Genomic DNA, 19,707 nt, shown 5'->3' with positions numbered 1-19,707 from the left:
GGTGGTTTTATACGCGAAAATGCGCGACCAAAGCGTTACGACCAAAGTGCAGCGTTAGCGGTAGATTGCTGTTTTGGAAGTGTTAAAGGCGATAAAAAACATCACTCTCAGGCTTTTGGAGAGTTGTGTCGCCTCATTGGCGCGGGTATTGTCGTGAATCTTATTTTTTTATCTGTCATTCAAGGAGCAGTGCCATGCGTTTGATCCTGTTAGGCGCCCCGGGCGCAGGCAAGGGGACTCAGGCTCAATTTATTTGCGAGCAGTACAACATCCCGCAAATTTCCACTGGGGATATGTTGCGTGCAGCGATTAAAGAGGGCAGTGAGCTCGGCCTTAAGGTCAAAGAAATCATGAACACGGGTGGCCTCGTCTCGGACGATATCATTATCGACCTAGTGAAAGAGCGTATTGGCCAGTCGGATTGCGATAATGGCTTCCTGTTTGATGGTTTCCCCCGCACCATTCCGCAGGCGGATGCCATGAAAGAGGCGGGCGTTAAGCTGGACCACGTGCTGGAAATTGCCGTGCCGGATGAAGAAATCGTCAATCGCCTCGCGGGCCGCCGCGTCCACCCGGCATCGGGCCGTGTCTACCACGTGGAGCATAATCCGCCCAAAGAACCGGGCAAAGATGATGTTACCGGCGAGCCGCTGATTCAACGTGACGATGATCAAGAATCGACCGTGCGTAACCGCTTAGCGGTTTACCACGAGCAGACCGCGCCGCTGGTCGATTACTATCAGCAGTGGGCGAAAGAGGACCCTAGCGCCGCGCCTCAGTATCATCGTGTGGAGGGGGTCGGTAGCGTGGACGATATCACGCGTCAGGTAAAAGAAGCGCTAAGCGCGTAAGTTATGATAAGTACGTCGTGGTAAATACGTTGCGATAATGTACGTTTTGATGATGGCCCGCCGCATGCGGGCCATCGTCGTTTAGAGATAGCGTGGGTATAATCGGCTTTTATTTGTTTTCAGTGGGATCACTATGTCATTACACCTATTGGCGTTAGACGCCTCTTCCAGCGCGTGCTCGGCGGCACTGCTGCGTCGAGATGGAGCGCGCGAAACCTGCCTTGCGCGCTTTGAAATGACACCGCGCGCGCATACCCGGCGCTTAATGCCGATGGTGAATGACGTGCTCGCTGAAGCCGGTGTGACGCCTACACAGCTTGATGCCGTGGCGTTTGGGCGTGGGCCGGGGTCTTTCACTGGTCTTCGAATTGCGGCGGGAACCGCGCAGGGCTTGGCTTTTGGCTTGGATTGCCCGCTTATCGGTATTTCCACGCTGGAAGCGCTAGCCCTGCAGGCGCACCAGCGTTTTCATTACCGCTACGTTGTGACGGCGATAGATGCCCGGATGGGAGAAATCTACGCGGCTGCGTGGTACTGCACCGATGGACGGGTTACGGCACAAAGCGACGAAGCGGTGCTGCCGCCCGCGTACTTTTCACTGCCTCGCCAAGAGATCGACTGGGCCGGTGTGGGGTCGGGCTTTACCCTATGGGAGCAGTTTTCCGCCGAGGTGCATATGGCAATGTCGCAGCACTTAAGTGATGTCGAACCTCGCGCCGAAGAAATGACATGGCTGGCCGCGCGCGACTTTGACGCAGGCCTTGGGCAGTCGGCTTATGATGCACAGCCGGTCTACCTGCGTAACGATGTCGCTTGGAAAAAACCCGCATGACGCAAGACGGTATTTCCTTGCCGCCGGGGTTTTCTCTCGAAACGCGAGATGAGGGCCTGGTGCTGGCGGCGGATGAGGCGCGCTACGGCAAGCCGCTTTGGGTGGATTTTGTCGGCGGTAAGGTCGGGCACCGGCGCCGGTTCGGCGGTGGGCGCGGGCAGCTCGTGGCAAAAGCGTGCGGGCTAGCAAAAGGCGTGACCCCTAACGTGGTGGATGCCACGGCAGGGCTTGGTCGTGATGCGTTTGTGCTGGCAAGTTTAGGCGCGCGAGTCCTCATGGTAGAGCGGGTGCCCGCGATTGCGGCACTCTTAGCCGATGGGTTGGTCCGTGCGAGCCAAGAGGCGGAAACCGCTGACATTGTGGCGCGGATGCAGCTACGCACAGGCGATGCTGCGCAGCAGCTTGCCGCCATCGTAGCAGATGCCGATTTTACCCCTCACGTGGTTCACCTTGACCCCATGTTTCCGCATCGTGAGAAGTCGGCACTGGTTAAAAAAGAGATGCGACTGTTCCGCGAGCTTGCCGGTGATGACGCAGACGCTAGCGAGCTGCTTCACACAGCGCTTTCAGTGGCGACCCATCGCGTGGTGGTCAAGCGCCCGCGCAAGGCCCTCCCAATCGAGGGGCTCGCCCCACAACATACCATCGAGGGCAAAACTAGCCGCTACGATGTGTATGTGCATCGTTCGTTAAGGCGTTAAGCTGACGGTTAGCCAAAACAGTAAGGAGCCCTCTATGCGCCACGGCTGGCACGCTCATAACCGTTTTACGCTGCTGCCGGAATCCAAGCGGTTTTTACCTGCGATGTTTACCGCGATTGAGCAGGCGCAACACTACGTATTTCTCGAACTTTATCTTATGGCGTCAGGAACGCTTGCCGACCGGGTCATCGACACGCTAACGCAAGCGGCGCAACGTGGGGTTCACGTTGCACTGTTATTAGACGGCTATGGCGCAATGGGGCTTGCTAATGCTGATAGGTGGCGATTACACCAGGGAGGTGTGGCGCTGCGTTTTTTTAATCCCCTGGGCTTTCACTCGTTGGCGCGCCATTTAAGTCGTGACCATCGAAAAATGACGCTAGTGGATGGCCAAATGGCGTATGTGGGTGGTTTTGGCGCCGTGGATGCGTTTCTTAACGCTTGGTATGAAATCGCCGTGTGTGCCCAGGGGCCGGTAGTGACGGATTGGGAGACGCTCTTCCGCCATCTTTGGGTTTCGCGCATGACCCGCGATTATTTAATCGATAAACCCGCCATGACGCTCCCAGCATCGCGGGCCGATACGCAGTACCCAATGGGAAAGATGCGGGGGCGCGCGATGGATGGGCGCGGCTATCGCTATCAGGCCATTCGCCGTTCGTTGCACCAACGCGTGGATGGCACCGCAACGCGGTTATGGCTCTGCACGCCCTACTTTGTCCCCACGTTTACCCTGCGGCGGCGATTGGCCCGAGCCGCCCGGCGTGGTGTGGATGTGCGCTTGCTGGTACCCGGTGGTGAAAATGATCACCCAGGGGTGCGTTACGCGTCGCAGCGGTTTTATCACGCGCTACTCAAAGCGGGCGTGCGCATTTTTGAATTTCAGCCGAGCTTTATTCATGCCAAATTTGTCTTGGCTGATAACTGGAGCAGCATTGGCTCGTGCAATTTCGATCACTGGAACTTGCACTGGAACTTAGAAGCCAATCAAGAAGTTGATGATCCGCAGTTTGCGAAACAAGTGCGCGAGCTGTTTGAGCGTAACTTTGCCACCAGTGACGAAGTGGACGCGGCCGCGTGGGCGTCTCGTCCCTGGCCACAGCGAGCTAAAGAGTGGCTGTACGGTACGCTTGATAGCTTGGTGACTCGCCTCAAATAGCCTTAGCGTTTTTTTCCTTTGGCCGGGGTTTTCTTGCGTGGTTTGGGTTTTGGCGTTTCCGGTGGTACGCGGTAGTGCAAGTAGAGATCGAGAAGCAGTTCGGGAAGCTGAACGACGAGTGCCTCTTGTCGGGTGCTGTCGCTTGCAAGCTCGGCCATATCGGGCTCATCATCAAACAATCCCGAGAGCAGCATAAAGGGCAGCAAGAGGGTGGCGGTGGCTTCTTCATCGTCGGCAAACCAAGCGCTTTCATCGCAAAAGACGCCTTCCATAAAGCCTGCGCACCAGTCGCCAATGGGGGTTTCTTCTGCGGGGAGACCGCCGAGTGTCAACTCGAATGGCAGCTCTGGCGATCCACCCTGCTCAAGCACGGCCATGGCGTTATTGCGCAGAGCGGCAAGTAAGCTAATAATCTCGTTGCGTTCGTCATCGTCAGCATAACGCGGCTCGCCTTGAAAGAGTACGGCTAGCCACTCGGCATCGGCGAGTTCGCTGGGTGCTACGGCCAGCGCTACCATAAAGCCATGGGCTGAAATCAGGTCAAGCGCGTCATCATCGACCTGCTCGGAGTCCAGGAAGTCATCCAGGCGATCAAGCTGTTCGTCGTCGAGTAGCGGCTGCGGGGGCATCGTTTCGGGGGCGTTGTCGCGCGTTGACATACAGAGCCTCTAGCAGAAAAGTCAAAGGGTAGGATGTGAGCAGTTTATCATCAAACGGATATCTTCAAACCCAAGCATTGCCGCTCCCTGCCTGGCCTGAAGCCGAGCTAGTGGCGCTAGGTGAATCGGCGCTGATGGATGCCGCCAGCACCCGGGTCAAGCAGGCCTGGCAGCGCTGTCGCGAGGTTCATCCGACGTTGCCGTCACCCAAGGTGTGGTTTGACCTTAAAGGCGCCTCCGCCGGGCAGGCGCACTTAGGCCGAGGCGGGTTGCGGTTTAACCCGGTACTGCTTAGTGAGAACCGCCGCGCGTTTTTTGACCAAGTGATTCCCCATGAAATGGCGCACTGGCTGGTTTTTCATCTCCAAGATGGCCCGCGCTTAAAACCGCATGGCCGCGAATGGCAAGCCGTTATGCGCGACCTTTTTGGTTTGGCGCCCGATGTAACCCACCGTTTCGACATTAAACGCGCGCAACGAGCGCCTTACCGTTATGCGTGCGCGTGTCGCCAACACGCCTTTACCGCACAGCGCCACACGCTCGCCCGTGGTGGTCGGCAGTATCGTTGTCGCCAGTGCGCTCAGACCTTGGTCTATTGCGGCCGTGATGTGTCGTGAATAGCAATATAAGTCGTTGTTATTTAAATAAAAAATGTTAATACCAATGTCTAAAGGGAAGGGCGCACCGGGAGGTTTATGCTAGGTGAACATTCATAATAATAGTGCCGGTGCAGTAAATAACAATACCGGCTACATTCATACAGAGAGTGCATTTCCACGGACAGAGGCAATTTCATGAGCGAACAACAGAATGTCTATCCGGTGCGCGACGATATCGCCGCCAATGCTTGGGCCGATGAAAAAACGTATGCGGCCATGTACCAGCGTTCGGTAGACGACCCGGAAGGCTTCTGGGCCGAGCATGCCAAGCGGCTTGACTGGATGAAAGTCCCCAATAAAATCAAAAACACGTCGTTTGACCGGAATAACGTAGACATCCGCTGGTTTGAAGACGGCGAATTGAACGTTGCCGTAAACTGCATCGATCGCCACCTTGAAAAGCGCGGCGAGCAAACCGCGATCATTTGGGAAGGCGACGACCCGAACGATGCTAAGCATATTTCTTATCGTGAACTCTACGAACACACCAACCAGCTGGCGAATGCGCTTAAAGAGCTGGGCGTAAGCAAAGGCGATACCGTCACGCTTTACATGCCCATGATTCCAGAAGCGGCCATGGCCATGCTGGCCTGTGCGCGTATCGGTGCAGTGCACTCGGTTGTTTTCGGTGGCTTCTCGCCGGATGCCGTGGCCCAGCGTGTGATCGGCGCTAACTCCACGCTCGTCATCACCGCTGATGAATCCGTGCGTGGCGGTAAGCAGGTGCCGCTAAAAGATAACGTGGATGCGGCGTTGACCCGTGACGGTACCGATGTGTGCAAGAACGTGTTGGTTGTGAAGCGTACCGGCGGCGATATCGATTGGAAAGAAGGTCGCGATCTGTGGTTCGCCGATCTGGTCGATAAGCAGTCTACTGAGTGTGAGCCCGAAGCGGTGGGCGCGGAAGACCCGCTGTTTATCCTTTACACCTCGGGCTCTACCGGCGCGCCCAAAGGCCTCAAGCATACAACTGGCGGTTATCTTACCTACACTGCGATGACACACCAGTATGTTTTTGACTATCAAGATGGCGAAGTTTTCTGGTGCACCGCTGACGTGGGCTGGGTAACCGGCCATAGCTACATCGTTTACGGACCGCTCGCCAATGGCGCGACGACGCTGATGTTTGAGGGCGTGCCAAGCTACCCAAGTCACGGCCGTATTGGCGACATTGTCGACAAGCATAACGTCAATATTCTGTATACCGCACCGACTGCCGTACGCGCGTTGATGGCTCACGGCGACAATGTCATGGACTCAAGCAAGCGCGATTCGTTGCGCCTGCTCGGGTCGGTGGGCGAGCCGATCAACCCCGAGGCGTGGGAATGGTTCTACCGCGTGATCGGCAACGGGAAGTGCCCGATTGTCGATACCTGGTGGCAAACCGAGACCGGCGGCATTATGATTTCACCACTGCCTGGCGCCACGCCGCTTAAGCCAGGGTCGGCGACCAAGCCGTTCTTTGGTGTACAGCCCGCACTGGTGGATAACGAGGGTAATCTGCTTGAAGGCGCCACCGAGGGGAATTTGGTGATCCTTGACTCCTGGCCGGGTCAGGCGCGGTCCATTTGGGATGACCATGATCGTTTCGTGCAGACGTATTTCTCGACCTACGACAACATGTACTTCACCGGTGATGGATGCCGTCGCGATGAAGACGGTTATTACTGGATCACCGGACGTGTAGACGACGTTCTCAACGTCTCTGGTCACCGCATGGGCACCGCGGAAATTGAGTCATCGCTGGTCGCACATGACGCGGTTGCCGAAGCTGCCGTGGTGGGCTACCCGCATGATATTAAAGGCCAAGGCATCTATATCTATGTCACCCTCAACGATGGCATTGATCCTACCGACGAGCTCAAAAAAGAGCTGACCAAGTGGGTGCGTAAAGATATCGGCCCAATTGCCTCGCCGGATGTAATCCAGTGGGCGCCGGGTCTGCCGAAAACGCGCTCGGGTAAGATCATGCGCCGCATTCTGCGCAAAATCGCGGCCAATGAGTGTGATGGTTTAGGGGATACCAGTACGTTGGCGGACCCCAGTGTCGTGGATGAGCTTATTGAGCAACGCGTTAATCAGTGATTTTTAATGCGGATATGACCCTCAATCACGCACCGTTTAGCAGTTAATGCTGTGCCGGCTCATTAGCCGGCACAGTTGTTTCTGAGTTAGCGCAGTAAATGTGACAAATCGTTCACGCGAGGCTTGGGAATAGAGAAGAGCATGGGGTACCATGCTGCCAACGTATACGTTTCAAGCGTATGGCCTAGCGTCGCGGCGGGTAGCGTGTTGTGACTGCTGCATAAGAAACCGGAGGAACATCCATGGCAATCGCCCATAAATTCATCGTCGCAGACGACCACCCCCTGTTTCGTGCTGCGTTGACACAAGCACTGCGTCAACTAGCGCCGCAGGCGGAGATTGTCGAAGCTGACACCATGGAAGCAACGACGGAGGTAGTGAATCGCCACCCAGACGCCGATTTGATTCTCCTGGATCTACATATGCCCGGCGCCCACGGTTTTTCTGGGCTGATTCAATTGCGTGGGCAAATGCCCGATGTCCCGGTTGCGGTGGTATCCGGCAGCGACGAGCCTTATGTGGTGCGCCGTGCGATTGATTACGGTGCCTCGGGCTTTGTCCCCAAATCCTCTTCGCTACAGCTGATTGCTGAAGCAGTGGGTGAGATTTTAGACGGGGAAGTATGGCTGCCGGAAGCGTTATCGGGCGTGCTTGAAGAGACCAACGAGGAAGAAACACGCTTTGCTCAGGCGATTGCTTCTCTTACGCCGCAGCAGTTTCGTGTGTTGAACATGCTTACCGAAGGGTTGTTAAACAAGCAAATCGCCTACGAACTGAGTGTGTCTGAGGCGACCATCAAAGCGCACGTGACGGCGATTTTGCGTAAGCTTGGCGTGCACTCGCGTACTCAAGCCGTCATTGCAGCGCAAAAGCTTGAGGTCGAGCCGCCCAAGGTGGAGTCTTAAGCGGCGCGTAACGCGGGCTTTAACGTAACGATTATGGTGTTGCTCGGCTGGCCTGCAGCGTACGCGTCAACAGTGCCCGCAAGGCAGCCGGGCGCACTGGCTTGAGTAGCAGCTGGTAACCGGCGCGTTTTACCTCCTCTGCCACATCTTCGGTTCTGTCGGCGGTGATCACAATCCCCGGCACTACGCTTTCTAATCGCTCGCTCAGCGCCTCTAGCGCCATTAATCCGGTGACTTCGTTATCGAGGTGGTAGTCGGCAAGAATAGCGTCGGGATCGCCGTCCATGTTACGCAGAATCGATTTTGCGCCGCCAATGCTGGTCGCGGTATAGACTTCGCAGCCCCAGCCGCTGAGCATGGCCGTCATGCCTTCCAGAATCAGCGTCTCGTTGTCGATACAGACAATGCGTGTGCCAGCGAGCTTGTTGCTGGCGCGGCGGGTCTTCGGCTCCTTATCGGCCTCGCTTATCTCTCTGGCTGCGACGATGGGGACACTGACGGCAAAGACCGTCCCCCTCCCTTCCCACGAACGTACTTTGATCGGGTGGTCAAGCACGCGGCTCATGCGGTCGGCAATCGAGAGCCCTAGCCCCAACCCTTTTTCGCTTTCTTTGTGCCGTGAGGTTTGATCCAAGCGGCGAAACTCCTGAAAGATTTCGGAAAGTTTGGAGTCAGGGATCCCAGGGCCAGAATCCCACACCTCGATACTCAAACGCTCGCCATGACGACGGCAGCCTAGCAGTACGCGCCCCTCTTGGGTGTAGCGCAGCGCGTTGGAGAGGAAGTTTTGAATAATCCGGCGCAGCATTTGTGGGTCGGAATCGACCCATTGCTTCGTCGTGACGACGTTTAAATCCAATCCGCGGTCGTCCGCCATGACGTCAAACTCTGCGCGCAGCGGGCGGAAAATATCCGCCAGGGCGAAATGGCTGCGTCTCGGGGTCAGGGCACCGGCATCAAGCTTGGAAATATCTAGCAGCGTACCGAGCAGCTCTTCAGCGGCTTGCAGTGAGTTATCGATATGGCCGATGGTGCGTTGGTGGTTGGCGTCTTGCATATCGTGCAACAGCGCCGAGGTAAATAACCGCGCAGCGTTGAGCGGTTGAAGTAAGTCGTGACTTGCGGCGGCCAGAAAGCGCGTTTTTGATGCGTTGGCATCTTCGGCCACCTGCTTGGCTTGGCGCAGTGCTTGCTCGGCTTCGGCGCGCACACGGTTTTCCTGGCGTAAGGCCGCGTTGGCTTCTGACAGCGCTTGTGTGCGCTCGCGCACCCGCTCTTCCAGTGTTTCATTGGTCTCTTTGAGCGCGATTTCGGCCTGGCGACGTTCGGTAATGTCTTGATAGAGAGCAAAAAAGCCAAGAATCGATTGGCTGTCGCCAAAATGCGGCGTGTAGGTCACCAGCATATAGCGCATCGTACCGTTTAAGCGCAGGGAGACCTCAAAGCTGACCCGCTCGCCCTGTAGGGTTTTTTCTACCCATGGCGCGCGTTCTTCGAACTGTTTCAGCGGTAGAACGTCTTCGTAGCGCTTACCGATCACCGCGTTGCGGTCGATGTTAAAGGCCTGTTCGTAGGCCCGGTTGGTAAACAGGTAGCGCCCTTCTTTATCGAAATAGGCGATCAGTGCCGGGACGTTGTCGGTGTAAATACGGATATTGTTTTCCGAGCGAATCAACGCCTCTTCGATACGCTTTTGTTGGGTAATATCCTGGTACGTATAGACAAAACCGCCGCCGGGCATTGGATTGCCTTGAACTTCGAGCACGCTGCCATCTTGGCGGTAGCGCACGTAACGGTGCGGTTGTCCTTCGCGGATATTATCGAGCAACAGTTGTACATGCTCTTCCGGGTCGCCGGGGCCGTATTCGCCGTTATGAGCGTTATAACGGAAAATGCGATCTATCGGCGCGCCGACGCGAATCAGATGATCAGGAAAGCGGAAAAGCTCCAAATAGCGTTGGTTCCATACCACTAAGCACAGGTTTTGATCGACGACACTGATGCCCTGATTAATGTTCTCAATCGTGGCTTGTAGCAGTGCGCGGTTAAATTCCAGCACCTGTGACGCTTCGTCAACAATCGAGATAACGTCGGAAATACCGATGCCGCGGCCTTGAAGCGCCGAGTTGACCACGATGCGGGCGGAGGAGGCCCCGAGGACCGAGGCTAAAAAACGTTCGGTAAACTGGATCAGGTCAATTGATGCGCGGGTGCTCTCCTCCAACGGTTTGCCAGTGCGTCGGGCATAGTCATCAAAGGCGCGTTCTACTTGGTCAGCGCCTAAAAAGCGCTCACACAGCACTTTTAAGTCGCCTACGGTGGTGGCGCCTGTCCACGGGCGGTTGACGGATGTTTGGCGCGTCTCAACGCTATCGACAAAGAGAGAGGCTTGAATACGCTCAATCACGCGCTGCGACGTTACTTGAGAGACAAAAATATAGCAGAACAAATTGATGCCGAGAGAAAGCATCACCCCGTGGGTAAAGCTGTCGCCGAGATTCAGGCCAAACAGCGCCGTCGGCGCAAGCCATGCCAATCCAAGCGGGCCGCCGTCAAACCAAGTGCTTGGCAGCACGTCGGCGTTAATCATGGCGGGCATGAGCAGGCTGTAGGCCCAGATGGCAAATCCGGCATTCATGCCGGTAATGACCCCGAGGCGGTTGCCGCGCTTCCAGTAAAGTCCTCCGATGATGGCCGGCGCAAACTGTGCCGCAGCGGCAAAGGAGAGCATGCCGATAGAGGCCAGTGAGGAGAATTCGGCGATCAAATGGTAGAAGCCGTATGCCATGGCGAGTACGGCAACGATGGTCAACCGGCGTGCGCGTAACACCAAACGACCGTAGTCGCGGGCTTTGGTGTCGAACCAGCGTAAACGGAACAGTGCCGGGATGACGATCTCATTAGAGATCATGATCGACACCGCAACTGCCGCCACAATGACCATGCCGGTAGACGCGGAAAAACCGCCGATGAAGGTTAAAAGCGTTAGCCAATCCTGTCCTGAGGCCATGGCTAACGAGAGAACGTAACTGTCAGGTTCCACCGAGGTATCGGCGAACAGCCATAAACCCGCTGCCGCTAGCGGAACGACAAAAAACGCGATCGCGACAAGGTAAAGTGGGAAGAGCCAGCGTGCTTTGCTGGCATCGTCAGAGTGCGTGTTTTCTACTACCGCGACATGGAATTGGCGAGGTAGGCAGAGGATCGCTAGCATCGCGAGCAGTGTTTGCGCCCAGAAACCTTGGCCGAAATCTTGGTTTGCCAGTTGGCGCTGAAGCTCAAGCTGGGTTTCGGCAAAGCCCATCAATTCGCCAAGCCCGTCAAACATTCCCCAGGTGACGAACGCACCGAGCACGAGAAACGCCACGAGCTTGACCATTGACTCAAACGCTACGGCGTGAATCAGCCCTTCGTGGTGCTCGGTGGCATCGGTATGACGGGTGCCGAAGAGAATGGCGAAGGCCGCCATCACAATGGCGATGTAAAACGCCGTATCACCGAAAAGCGGCGTATGCGTGACATCGGTGGCATGGGTTAACACGCTAAACGAGGTAGAGACCGCTTTTAGCTGTAGGGCGATATAGGGCAGGGTGCCGACGAGGGCGACTAGGCTGGCAAAGGCGGCAAGCGATTGGGCTTTGCCGTAGCGCGAAGCGATGAAATCGGCAATGGATGTCACGTTTTGGTGCTTGGCGACACGGATCATTTTGGCCAGTACCGGCCAGAAGAGTAAGAAGGTAAGGATGGGACCGACGAAAATGCTGGCAAACGACCAGCCCTCCGTGGCGGCTTGCCCCACGGCCCCGTAAAACGTCCACGATGTGCAGTAAATGGCCAGTGCGAGGCTGTAGATAATCGGCCGACGGTGGCTGGCGCCATGCAGTCGCGCCCGACGGTCACCGTACCACGCAATACCAAAGAGCACTGCGATGTACAAAAGCGATACCGTGACCAGCAGCCCACCATGAAACATAAGACGCTCCTGCGCATAGCCTTGAAGCAATGCGACTTGCTGATTGCCGCTCAAAAAGGCTTATTCTAGGGGAAATTGCCCCGAGCGTCAGTGCTAAGGGCGGGGCATCTTGCTAGAGGCTTTAACGCGTCGTTTTTTACTAAACGGTGGTTTATAGAACAGTGGTTTAGCGCGATGTATTGCAAATGGCCGTATAAATCCCTGAGTCGCGGCGCAGCGTGCGCATTGCCTCAACATCGGGTTCGCCGGTGTCGCTCGCCAGTGGCATAAGTTCACGCGAGCGACAGTTCAGCACATACGCTTGTGGGGTGACCACATCGGCATGATGGTGCTCAAAGTGGTAAAGCATGAATTCGGCTAAGACGGGAGTGCCCTCGCTCAAGCGCACACTGTCACGGTCGATCACGGTAAATTCTTTGACGATCGGGAAGGCAAAGGTCCACGGGCGCCAAACCGCACTGCTTTCTTGGCTTGAGACGACGTCTACCGACGCCGGAAGTTGTTGCTGCTTGTGCTCAAACCAGTTGTATTCGGTATAAATTTGATAGCTGAGCATCCCCAGCCCGCCAAGCACCGGCACGATCCATTTAGGTAACCGCTTGGCGCTTAAGTTGCGAAGCAGTAGACCTATTCCTGCAGCTGCCAGGCCAGCAAAGACGGCGGCAATTAAGTGCCAGATCATACTCTATCCTTTCCGAAAGACGCTTTCTGAAAGCAAACGGGCCTCCCTAAGGAAGCCCGAAGCGTTGTTTAACCGGGCGCAGCACGTGTGCCGCGCCCGGAAAACGTAGGTGACGAGATCACTACGATGAATCAGTGATCCACGGCACCACCAGCACCTTTGGGATAGCGAACGCTTTCCACCAGGTCCTGAATTTCTTGCGGTGGTTCTTCGGTGACGCTGGCCACGGAGAAGGCAACCGCGAAGTTGATCATAGCACCGATTGCACCGAAGGAGAGCGGCGAGATGCCGAAGATCCAGTTTTCCGGTGTGTTAGCCAGCATGTTGGTTTCTGGCACAAAGAACCAGCCCAAGTAGGTGAAGATATACAGCAGGGTGGTGATAAGGCCTGCCAACATACCGGCAACGGCGCCCTTGTTATTGATGCGCTTGGAGAAGATACCCATCATCAGCGCCGGGAAGAGCGAAGCACCGGCGATACCGAAGGCAAGTGCCACGGTTTGCGCGGCAAACCCGGGCGGGTTGAGGCCAAGATACGTTGCTAGCAGGATGGCACCCGCCATGGAAATACGCGCGGCCAACATTTCGCCTTTCTCGCTGATCTTCGGGTTGATCATGGTCTTGATCAAATCGTGACTGATCGCTGAAGAGATCGCCAAGAGCAGGCCAGCAGCGGTTGATAGCGCGGCCGCGATACCACCGGCAGCAATAAGACCAATAACCCAGGGCGGAAGGTTGGCAATTTCGGGGTTGGCCAGTACGAGGATGTCATTATTGACGGTCAGCTCGCTGCCTTCCCAACCACGTGATTCAGCAACTTCAGCATAGTCTTCATTGCTATCGTTGTAGACCTGAACGCGACCATCGTTATTTTTGTCATCAAACTGGATCAGGCCGGTTTCTTCCCAGGTGCGGATCCACTCAGGACGCTCTTCGTAGACAAGTGCCTGTTCAGCAGCGTCGTTATAGTCTTCTACCTGGCCCGCCATTTCTGGGTAGACCGTTGTAGCGAGGTTCAGACGCGCCATGGAACCAACGGCCGGTGCGGTGAGGTAAAGCAACGCGATGAACACCAGCGCCCAGCCTGCTGACCAACGTGCGTCAGCCACCTTAGGTACGGTGAAAAAGCGAATGATGACGTGCGGAAGACCCGCGGTACCCACCATCAGCGACAAGGTAAACAGCACCATGTTGAGCTTGTTATCCACATCGGCGGTATAGTCGCGGAAACCAAGCGCATTCACTACCTCATTGAGCTTGGTTAACATCGGAATACCGGATTCCGTGTGGGTGCTGAACATACCGAACATCGGGATTGGGTTGCCGGTCAGCTGCATGGCAATGAACACCGCTGGAATGGTGTAGGCGATGATCAGTACCACGTACTGCGCTACCTGCGTGTAGGTGATGCCTTTCATACCACCGAAAACGGCGTAGAGGAAAACGATCAGCGCGGCAATCCAGATACCGGCGGTGTTCGGCACTTCCAGAAAGCGCGAGAACGCAACACCTGCACCGGTCATCTGACCGATAACGTACGTGACTGACGCCACGATCAAACAGATAACGGCAACAAGGCGCGCGGTACGGCTATAGAAGCGATCACCGATGAAGTCGGGTACCGTGAATTTGCCGAACTTACGCAGATAAGGCGCGAGCAACATGGCCAAGATGACGTAGCCGCCGGTCCAACCCATCAGGAAGGTCGAGTTAGCGTAACCCCCTGAAGCAAGCAGGCCTGCCATGGAGATAAATGACGCCGCAGACATCCAGTCAGCCGCAGTCGCCATCCCGTTGGTAATAGGGTGGACACCGCCGCCTGCGACATAGAAATCTTTCGTTGAGCCGGCGCGCGCCCACACGGCGATGCCGATGTAGAGGGCGAAGGATGCGCCGACGAACAGTAAGTTAATTGCAAACTGACTCATGTTGGCTTACTCCCCCAGTCCGTATTTTTCGTCGAGTTTGTTCATCTTCCAGGCGTAGAAAAAGATCAACACGATGAAGGTCAGAATGGAGCCTTGCTGAGCAAACCAGAAGCCCAGGTCGGTTCCCCCAACGGGGATGCCAGCGAGCAGCGGACGAAACAGGATGGCACATCCATACGAGACAAATGCCCAGACAACCAGGCATCCGACGATCGTGCGGACGTTAGCCTTCCAGTATTCAGCAGCATTAGATTTATCGTCTGCCATTGTGTTGCTCTCCACTTGTGATTTTTAAGGTTTGGAAAGTTAACCCAAAATAGCGTATGACCCACCAGGGCAATCGCACGTTTGGAAGTCACTCATTGATCACATCGGCTGCCTGCGTGTTTGCGCCATTGGCTTTTGTGTTCAGTTGATGGCACCGAGGTCGTTAGTGACGTGCGATTAACCTGAATGACTCGAAAATCATAGTGGGCAATAAACGCGAAAATTAAATCCCAGACTTTGGTATCAAAAGGATTTTGAAGTTGAGATATTTATTATAACTACATGAAAAATATATAATTTTATTATTTTAATGGAGGCGAAGTTAGGGCTTGCTAGCACTATGGGATAATAGCCTTTTGGGCGCGTATAACCACATTGTTATGCTATTGGCAGTACTATTGAGTGTTATAACGTCGTCAGCAACGCCGTTGATGTATCAGCTGAAAAAGTCATTTTTTTGATGGTTTTTTGTTTGTCTTAGTTGCATTCAAATCGTTCAACGTTAAGTACAACGAAAGGATAGTAGCGCAAGGTATAAGGCAAATAGGCTTGCTTAGTACGCCGTAAAATCGGTATACCCACTATAGCGGAGTCAGTATCGTTTGTATCAACACAGTTAGCATCAATACTGCATCGCAATATCGCGCGTCACAAAAGCAATAATTAGATGTTGAGTCGTCCTTGATGACCATCATCGGTATTAACCAACATCGGATAGCGCTAAAACCGCCGTGCGCACACTGCCACGCGCTAATTAAGAGGTGACCGCCATGGTCGAAGTGGATCTATCGCAACTCCCTTTCACGCTGCTTGACGAAGCGGGTAGGGAGCACGTGCGCCGCGGCATGGACATGGCTTACTTCGACCGCGATGAGGTAATTTTAGAAACCGGTCAGGTGGGTGAGTACGTATTTTTGATTCATAAAGGCGAAGTGGCGGAAGTTGACCCCACACAGCCGTCTTCAACCGCGCGTATTGGTCACTATACGGCGGGTGATTTGTTTGGGGCGATCAGTATTATTAATGGCAAAAGCCGCTACCGCTTTATCGCCGAACAAGAATGTCTGTGTTACTTATTGCCCAACGTCCTGTTTCAACAGCTGTGTCGTACCTACCCTGAATTTAACGACTTTTTCCGTCAGTCGCTTGCTCACAAGGCAAGGCTACTGACGGAAAAACGTGCCGAAGGGGGCGTCACGATGGCAGGCTTCATGCTTGCGCGGGTGAGCGAATGCATGCGCGAGCCGCTGTTAATGGAAGTCGAGACAGACATCGCTGGCGCGGTTCGCGAGCTTAATGCCAGCCATGCCGATAGCTTGTTAGTCCGCCGAGATGACGCCTTAGGTGTGGTAACCAAAACCGATCTGTTAAATGCGTTGGTGCTCAATGGGCTACCGCAAAGCTGCCCGGTAGTCGATATCGCACATTTTTCCCTGGTTGCCGTCGCGCCTACGCAGTATCTGTTTGAAGCGTTGGTACAGATGACGCGGCACAAAGTTTCGCGGGTAGTGGTGATGGAGCGGGAGGCGCTCAAAGGGGTGGTGGAGCTCACCGATGTGTTGAGTTATTTCTCCAGCCGCAGCTACGTGGTGAGCTTGCAAGTGGAACAGGCCAACGACCTTGATAGTCTTTCTGCCGCCAGTCACCGCACGCCGGAGCTGGTCAACGCGCTAATGGCCCAGGGCGTCAAGCTACGCTTTGCCATGAATCTTCTTGCCGCGCTCAATGGCCGTATCATCAATAAAGCGTGGCAGTTCACCGTGGATGAGCGCTATTTCAACGACAGCTGTATGATGGTCATGGGCAGCGAAGGGCGTGGAGAGCAGATACTGAAAACCGATCAGGATAACGGCCTGATTCTCGATGACGACTTAGAATGGCCCGACTTACAAAGCGATATGCATCGGCTCACCGATACATTGGTGACGTTAGGGTATCCGCCTTGCCCAGGCAATATTATGGTCTCAAACCCCGAGTGGGTCGGCACGGTTAGCCAGTGGACGAACCGCATTGCGCATTGGGTAGAGGCACGCAATGGCGATAGCCTGATGAAGCTTGCGATTATGCTTGATGCTCACGCCGTTGCTGGCAACCCGGAACTGCTTGAGCGCGTGCGCAATGCGCTCTTCGAATACGCGGCTAAGGACGAGTTGCTACTGTCTTATTTTGCTCGCACGGTATTACGTTTTTCCACTCCGTTGACGCTATTTGGGTCATTGAAAAAACCTCAGCACGGGATCGATATCAAAAAAGGCGGTATTTTTCCCATTGTGCACGGCGTGCGTGTGATGGCGCTAGAGCGGCGTATCACAGCCACCTCAACGCTAGACCGGTTAGATGCGTTGGTGGAAGATGGCCGCTTGAAGCGTCGTTTTGCCGATGACCTAGGCGAGGCGCTGGCGTTATTTACCGATCTACGGTTAAGGCAGCAGTTGGCGCAGGAAAGCGTGAATGGTCACGAACGCTCTGATCGCGTGGTGGTACAAGAGCTTTCTTCGTTAGAGCGCGATCTTTTGCGTGAAGCATTGCACATCGTCAAAGATTTCAAGCAACGTTTATCCCACCGGTACCACCTGGAGTATTCATGACAGGGGCGTTAATGAACCATATGGCGGTGCTTGATAGGCACGTGTCTTTCTTTAATGGCTCGCTGCGAACGTTGTTACGCCGCGAAAGCGATCGCCGACGCTATGCCAATTCCCCTTACGCGTGGTTGTTTCAACCCTATATGGGCGAAGAGTTAATAGCGCTTTCGTGCCATGGTGCCCAAAGTGAAGTGCTCAGCGTCGCCGTTGTGCCTTTTACTCAGCAGGCGATTAAAACCAGCGACGCTTATGTGATGACGCTGCTGCCTTCTGAAAAGGCTGTGCGCCAAACATCCCTTATGCCGTCGCAGCGCCAGCATCAGCTCCAGCACGCGCCGGATCGTACCGAGGTCATGAATGAAACGAGCCTGAGTGAGTTAGTTGCGCACGTAGGTAACCGGCCGCTTTTGGGGTGGGGGTTACGCCGCCAGCTTAATATGCTAAATCAGATGCTAAATGCTCATTTAGGCTTTGCGCTGCCCAACGCGCAGGTCGATCTTGGCTCGCTTAACCGGCGCGAGCTGCAGCGTCGTCAACCTTACGTTGATCCGCCAGGCAGCCTGCGTCATGCGGCGGCACGCTATCGTATTCCGCTTCATCCTTTCAGTAGCGTGTTGGATCAAGCGATCGCCAGCGCACTGATTTATCAACGCTTGCAGCGCTTGGTGGATTAGCCTATGACGTCTGCGTTTGGCGCAGAGTGCTGTTAGAATAATCGCCGCTTTCTTTCTATCGGCAGTGATATCGCTTATGCAACACGTTGACCATTTCGACCCTACCGTTTCTGCACCGCCTCACGCGGCGGCTAGTAAGCCCAATGTGGTGGATGCCAAACAGAAGCGCGAATTTAATAAGCTGCAAAAGCGTTTGCGCCGTGAAGTCGGCAACGCAATCATCGATTTCCGCATGATCGATGAAGGCGACAAGGTCATGGTGTGTTTGAGCGGTGGTAAAGATAGCTACACCATGCTTGAGATTTTGCGCAATTTGCAGCGCAATGCACCGATTAACTTCTCGCTGGTGGCGGTGAATCTGGATCAAAAGCAGCCCGGATTTCCCGAGCACGTTTTGCCTGAGTACCTAAATCAGCTTGGCGTTGCGTATCATATTTTAGAGCGTGATACGTATTCGGTGGTGAAAGAAAAAACGCCCGAAGGCAAAACTACGTGCGCGCTGTGTTCGCGTCTGCGGCGTGGCTCCCTTTACGGTTTTGCCGAAGAGATTGGGGCGACGAAAGTCGCTTTAGGGCACCATCGAGAGGATATTTTGGAAACACTTTTTCTGAATATGTTCTTTGGCGGCAGTTTAAAAGCCATGCCGCCTAAACTGCTTTCAGATGATGGTAAAAATATCGTCATTCGGCCTTTGGCGTACTGCAAAGAGGCCGATATCGCTGAATTTTCCCGCCTAATGGAATTCCCTATTATTCCCTGCAACCTATGCGGTTCCCAGCCCAATATGCAGCGTCAAGTCGTGAAAGAGATGCTCGCCGAGTGGAACAAAAAACACCCGGGGCGCTTGGAAAGTATGTTTAAAGCAGTAACAAACGTAGCACCGTCGCAGCTTGCTGACCGTGAACTATTCGATTTTGCGGGCTTGGAAGCAAAGCAGGCCGACCAGATGGCGGATCGCATTCGTGCGTTTAATGTGGGCTAACGTCCGCCTCTTCTTCCTCAGCGAGACTGATTAAACGCGGCATATCAAGAATGTTGACCTCGCGACCGGAGACGGCTACCACGTTTTGGTTTTGGAACCGACTTAAAATGCGGCTGACGGTTTCGACGGCGAGGCCCAGGTAGTTGCCGATATCGGCCCGAGACATCGAAAGTCGAAAGCTATAAGGCGAGTAGCCACGGCGTCGAAAGCGGTCAGAAAGTGTAATTAAGAAACTGGCTAGGCGCTGGTCGGCCGTTTTTCGTGATAGCAAACGCATCATGCGTCGATCATCACGCAGCTCTTTACTCATACTGCGGTAAAGCTGGCCCCGCAGTTCCGGCAGTTCTTCTGAGAGCAGGTCCAAACGATCAAACGGGATTTCACACACCGTTGTCGTTTCCAAGGCGATCACACTGCCGGGGTAGTGTTCTTCGTCAATGCCGTCTAGCCCGACAAGTTCGCTGGGCAAATAAAAATTAGTCAACTGATCGTTGCCAGCGCCTTCCGTGGTGAGCTGTTTTAGGCTGCCCGAACGTACGGCAAATACGCTGGTGAAAGTATCGCCTTGGCGAAATAGTGGTTCGCCTTTTTTTAGCGGCGCCCGACGTCGAATGATGGCATCGAACTGACTGACATCGCCCAACTCAAGTGCCAGGGGCAAGCATAGCGAGCTCAGGCTACAGGTTTGACAACGCGCCTCATGCAGCAAGGGGCGTCGGCGGCTGATAGGTTCCGGCATGCGTTCCTCCATGAAAAAAGATCTCT

16 protein-coding genes are annotated in these 19,707 nt (G+C 54.8%); 10 read left to right on the top strand and 6 right to left on the bottom strand.

Annotation, left to right across the window (positions count from 1 at the left end; translation table 11 throughout):
• Positions 1–194: 194 nt before the first annotated feature.
• From adk to M8006_RS00465, 4 genes are all read left to right on the top strand, one after another.
• Entirely contained in the window at positions 195–851 is a 657-nt protein-coding gene (gene adk, locus M8006_RS00480; protein WP_250078961.1) for an adenylate kinase, read from the top strand.
• A 133-nt stretch (positions 852–984) separates the two neighbouring features.
• A complete protein-coding gene (tsaB, locus tag M8006_RS00475; protein WP_250078960.1) occupies positions 985–1,683 on the top strand; it encodes a tRNA (adenosine(37)-N6)-threonylcarbamoyltransferase complex dimerization subunit type 1 TsaB in 699 nt (232 codons plus the stop codon).
• Positions 1,680–2,384 (top strand): class I SAM-dependent methyltransferase, encoded by a 705-nt coding sequence (locus tag M8006_RS00470; protein WP_250079519.1) that lies wholly within the window; start codon positions 1,680–1,682, stop codon positions 2,382–2,384. Before tsaB ends, M8006_RS00470 begins: the two co-directional genes overlap by 4 nt.
• Before the next feature lie 34 nt (positions 2,385–2,418).
• Positions 2,419–3,543, top strand: a complete 1,125-nt coding sequence (locus M8006_RS00465; RefSeq protein ID WP_250078958.1) for a phospholipase D-like domain-containing protein — start codon at positions 2,419–2,421, stop codon at positions 3,541–3,543.
• Between the two features lie 2 nt (positions 3,544–3,545).
• On the opposite strand, the gene M8006_RS00460 is transcribed toward M8006_RS00465, so the two are convergent.
• Entirely contained in the window at positions 3,546–4,202 is a 657-nt protein-coding gene (locus tag M8006_RS00460) for a UPF0149 family protein (RefSeq protein ID WP_250078956.1), read from the bottom strand.
• Positions 4,203–4,237: 35 nt separating this feature from the next.
• Between M8006_RS00460 and M8006_RS00455 the strand changes: the two genes are divergently transcribed.
• The 3 genes from M8006_RS00455 (at position 4,238) to M8006_RS00445 (ending at position 7,851) form a co-directional block, all read left to right on the top strand.
• Entirely contained in the window at positions 4,238–4,819 is a 582-nt protein-coding gene (locus M8006_RS00455; RefSeq protein WP_430886803.1) for a SprT family zinc-dependent metalloprotease, read from the top strand.
• A gap of 177 nt (positions 4,820–4,996) precedes the next feature.
• On the top strand, positions 4,997–6,946 hold the full coding sequence (gene acs / locus M8006_RS00450) for an acetate--CoA ligase (RefSeq protein ID WP_250078955.1): 1,950 nt from the start codon (positions 4,997–4,999) through the stop codon (positions 6,944–6,946).
• 242 nt (positions 6,947–7,188) lie between these two features.
• Positions 7,189–7,851: a response regulator gene (locus M8006_RS00445; protein WP_250078953.1), complete on the top strand. Its 663-nt coding sequence runs from the start codon at positions 7,189–7,191 to the stop codon at positions 7,849–7,851.
• Between the two features lie 31 nt (positions 7,852–7,882).
• Here the strand turns inward: M8006_RS00445 and M8006_RS00440 are convergent, their stop codons facing one another.
• The 4 genes from M8006_RS00440 to M8006_RS00425 form a co-directional block, all read right to left on the bottom strand.
• Positions 7,883–11,824, bottom strand: a complete 3,942-nt coding sequence (locus M8006_RS00440) for a hybrid sensor histidine kinase/response regulator (RefSeq protein WP_250078951.1) — start codon at positions 11,822–11,824, stop codon at positions 7,883–7,885.
• 166 nt (positions 11,825–11,990) lie between these two features.
• Entirely contained in the window at positions 11,991–12,506 is a 516-nt protein-coding gene (locus M8006_RS00435) for a hypothetical protein (RefSeq protein WP_250078949.1), read from the bottom strand.
• A gap of 131 nt (positions 12,507–12,637) precedes the next feature.
• Positions 12,638–14,434, bottom strand: a complete 1,797-nt coding sequence (locus tag M8006_RS00430; RefSeq protein WP_250078947.1) for a sodium:solute symporter family protein — start codon at positions 14,432–14,434, stop codon at positions 12,638–12,640.
• A 6-nt stretch (positions 14,435–14,440) separates the two neighbouring features.
• Positions 14,441–14,701, bottom strand: a complete 261-nt coding sequence (locus M8006_RS00425) for a DUF4212 domain-containing protein (protein ID WP_250078945.1) — start codon at positions 14,699–14,701, stop codon at positions 14,441–14,443.
• A gap of 770 nt (positions 14,702–15,471) precedes the next feature.
• On the opposite strand from M8006_RS00425, the gene M8006_RS00420 reads away from it, so the two are divergent.
• The 3 genes from M8006_RS00420 (at position 15,472) to ttcA (ending at position 18,942) form a co-directional block, all read left to right on the top strand.
• On the top strand, positions 15,472–17,289 hold the full coding sequence (locus tag M8006_RS00420; protein ID WP_250078943.1) for a putative nucleotidyltransferase substrate binding domain-containing protein: 1,818 nt from the start codon (positions 15,472–15,474) through the stop codon (positions 17,287–17,289).
• Complete coding sequence (locus M8006_RS00415) at positions 17,286–17,960, top strand: 3'-5' exonuclease family protein (protein ID WP_250078941.1); 675 nt, start codon at positions 17,286–17,288, stop codon at positions 17,958–17,960. The genes M8006_RS00420 and M8006_RS00415 overlap by 4 nt, the downstream gene beginning before the upstream one ends.
• Before the next feature lie 76 nt (positions 17,961–18,036).
• A complete protein-coding gene (ttcA, locus tag M8006_RS00410) occupies positions 18,037–18,942 on the top strand; it encodes a tRNA 2-thiocytidine(32) synthetase TtcA (protein ID WP_250078940.1) in 906 nt (301 codons plus the stop codon).
• On the opposite strand, the gene fnr is transcribed toward ttcA, so the two are convergent.
• A complete protein-coding gene (gene fnr, locus M8006_RS00405; RefSeq protein WP_250078938.1) occupies positions 18,929–19,681 on the bottom strand; it encodes a fumarate/nitrate reduction transcriptional regulator Fnr in 753 nt (250 codons plus the stop codon). The genes ttcA and fnr overlap by 14 nt on opposite strands.
• Positions 19,682–19,707 lie beyond the last annotated feature (26 nt).

This window comes from Halomonas llamarensis, assembly GCF_023555005.1.
Taxonomy (GTDB): Bacteria; Pseudomonadota; Gammaproteobacteria; order Pseudomonadales; family Halomonadaceae; genus Vreelandella; species Vreelandella llamarensis.
The sequence above is the reverse complement of the archived record's forward strand: the minus strand, read 5'-3'. Positions and strand labels throughout refer to the sequence as shown.

Bases quoted from the DNA above. Each gene is read 5' to 3' on its own strand.
- adk (WP_250078961.1), top strand. From the start codon at position 195: ATGCGTTTGATCCTGTTAGGCGCCCCGGGCGCAGGCAAGGGGACTCAG.
- M8006_RS00435 (WP_250078949.1), bottom strand. From the start codon at position 12,506: ATGATCTGGCACTTAATTGCCGCCGTCTTTGCTGGCCTGGCAGCTGCA.
- M8006_RS00445 (WP_250078953.1), top strand. From the start codon at position 7,189: ATGGCAATCGCCCATAAATTCATCGTCGCAGACGACCACCCCCTGTTT.
- M8006_RS00440 (WP_250078951.1), bottom strand. From the start codon at position 11,824: ATGTTTCATGGTGGGCTGCTGGTCACGGTATCGCTTTTGTACATCGCA.
- M8006_RS00430 (WP_250078947.1), bottom strand. From the start codon at position 14,434: ATGAGTCAGTTTGCAATTAACTTACTGTTCGTCGGCGCATCCTTCGCC.
- ttcA (WP_250078940.1), top strand. From the start codon at position 18,037: ATGCAACACGTTGACCATTTCGACCCTACCGTTTCTGCACCGCCTCAC.
- M8006_RS00460 (WP_250078956.1), bottom strand. From the start codon at position 4,202: ATGTCAACGCGCGACAACGCCCCCGAAACGATGCCCCCGCAGCCGCTA.
- acs (WP_250078955.1), top strand. From the start codon at position 4,997: ATGAGCGAACAACAGAATGTCTATCCGGTGCGCGACGATATCGCCGCC.
- fnr (WP_250078938.1), bottom strand. From the start codon at position 19,681: ATGCCGGAACCTATCAGCCGCCGACGCCCCTTGCTGCATGAGGCGCGT.
- M8006_RS00465 (WP_250078958.1), top strand. From the start codon at position 2,419: ATGCGCCACGGCTGGCACGCTCATAACCGTTTTACGCTGCTGCCGGAA.
- M8006_RS00420 (WP_250078943.1), top strand. From the start codon at position 15,472: ATGGTCGAAGTGGATCTATCGCAACTCCCTTTCACGCTGCTTGACGAA.
- M8006_RS00470 (WP_250079519.1), top strand. From the start codon at position 1,680: ATGACGCAAGACGGTATTTCCTTGCCGCCGGGGTTTTCTCTCGAAACG.
- M8006_RS00425 (WP_250078945.1), bottom strand. From the start codon at position 14,701: ATGGCAGACGATAAATCTAATGCTGCTGAATACTGGAAGGCTAACGTC.
- tsaB (WP_250078960.1), top strand. From the start codon at position 985: ATGTCATTACACCTATTGGCGTTAGACGCCTCTTCCAGCGCGTGCTCG.
- M8006_RS00415 (WP_250078941.1), top strand. From the start codon at position 17,286: ATGACAGGGGCGTTAATGAACCATATGGCGGTGCTTGATAGGCACGTG.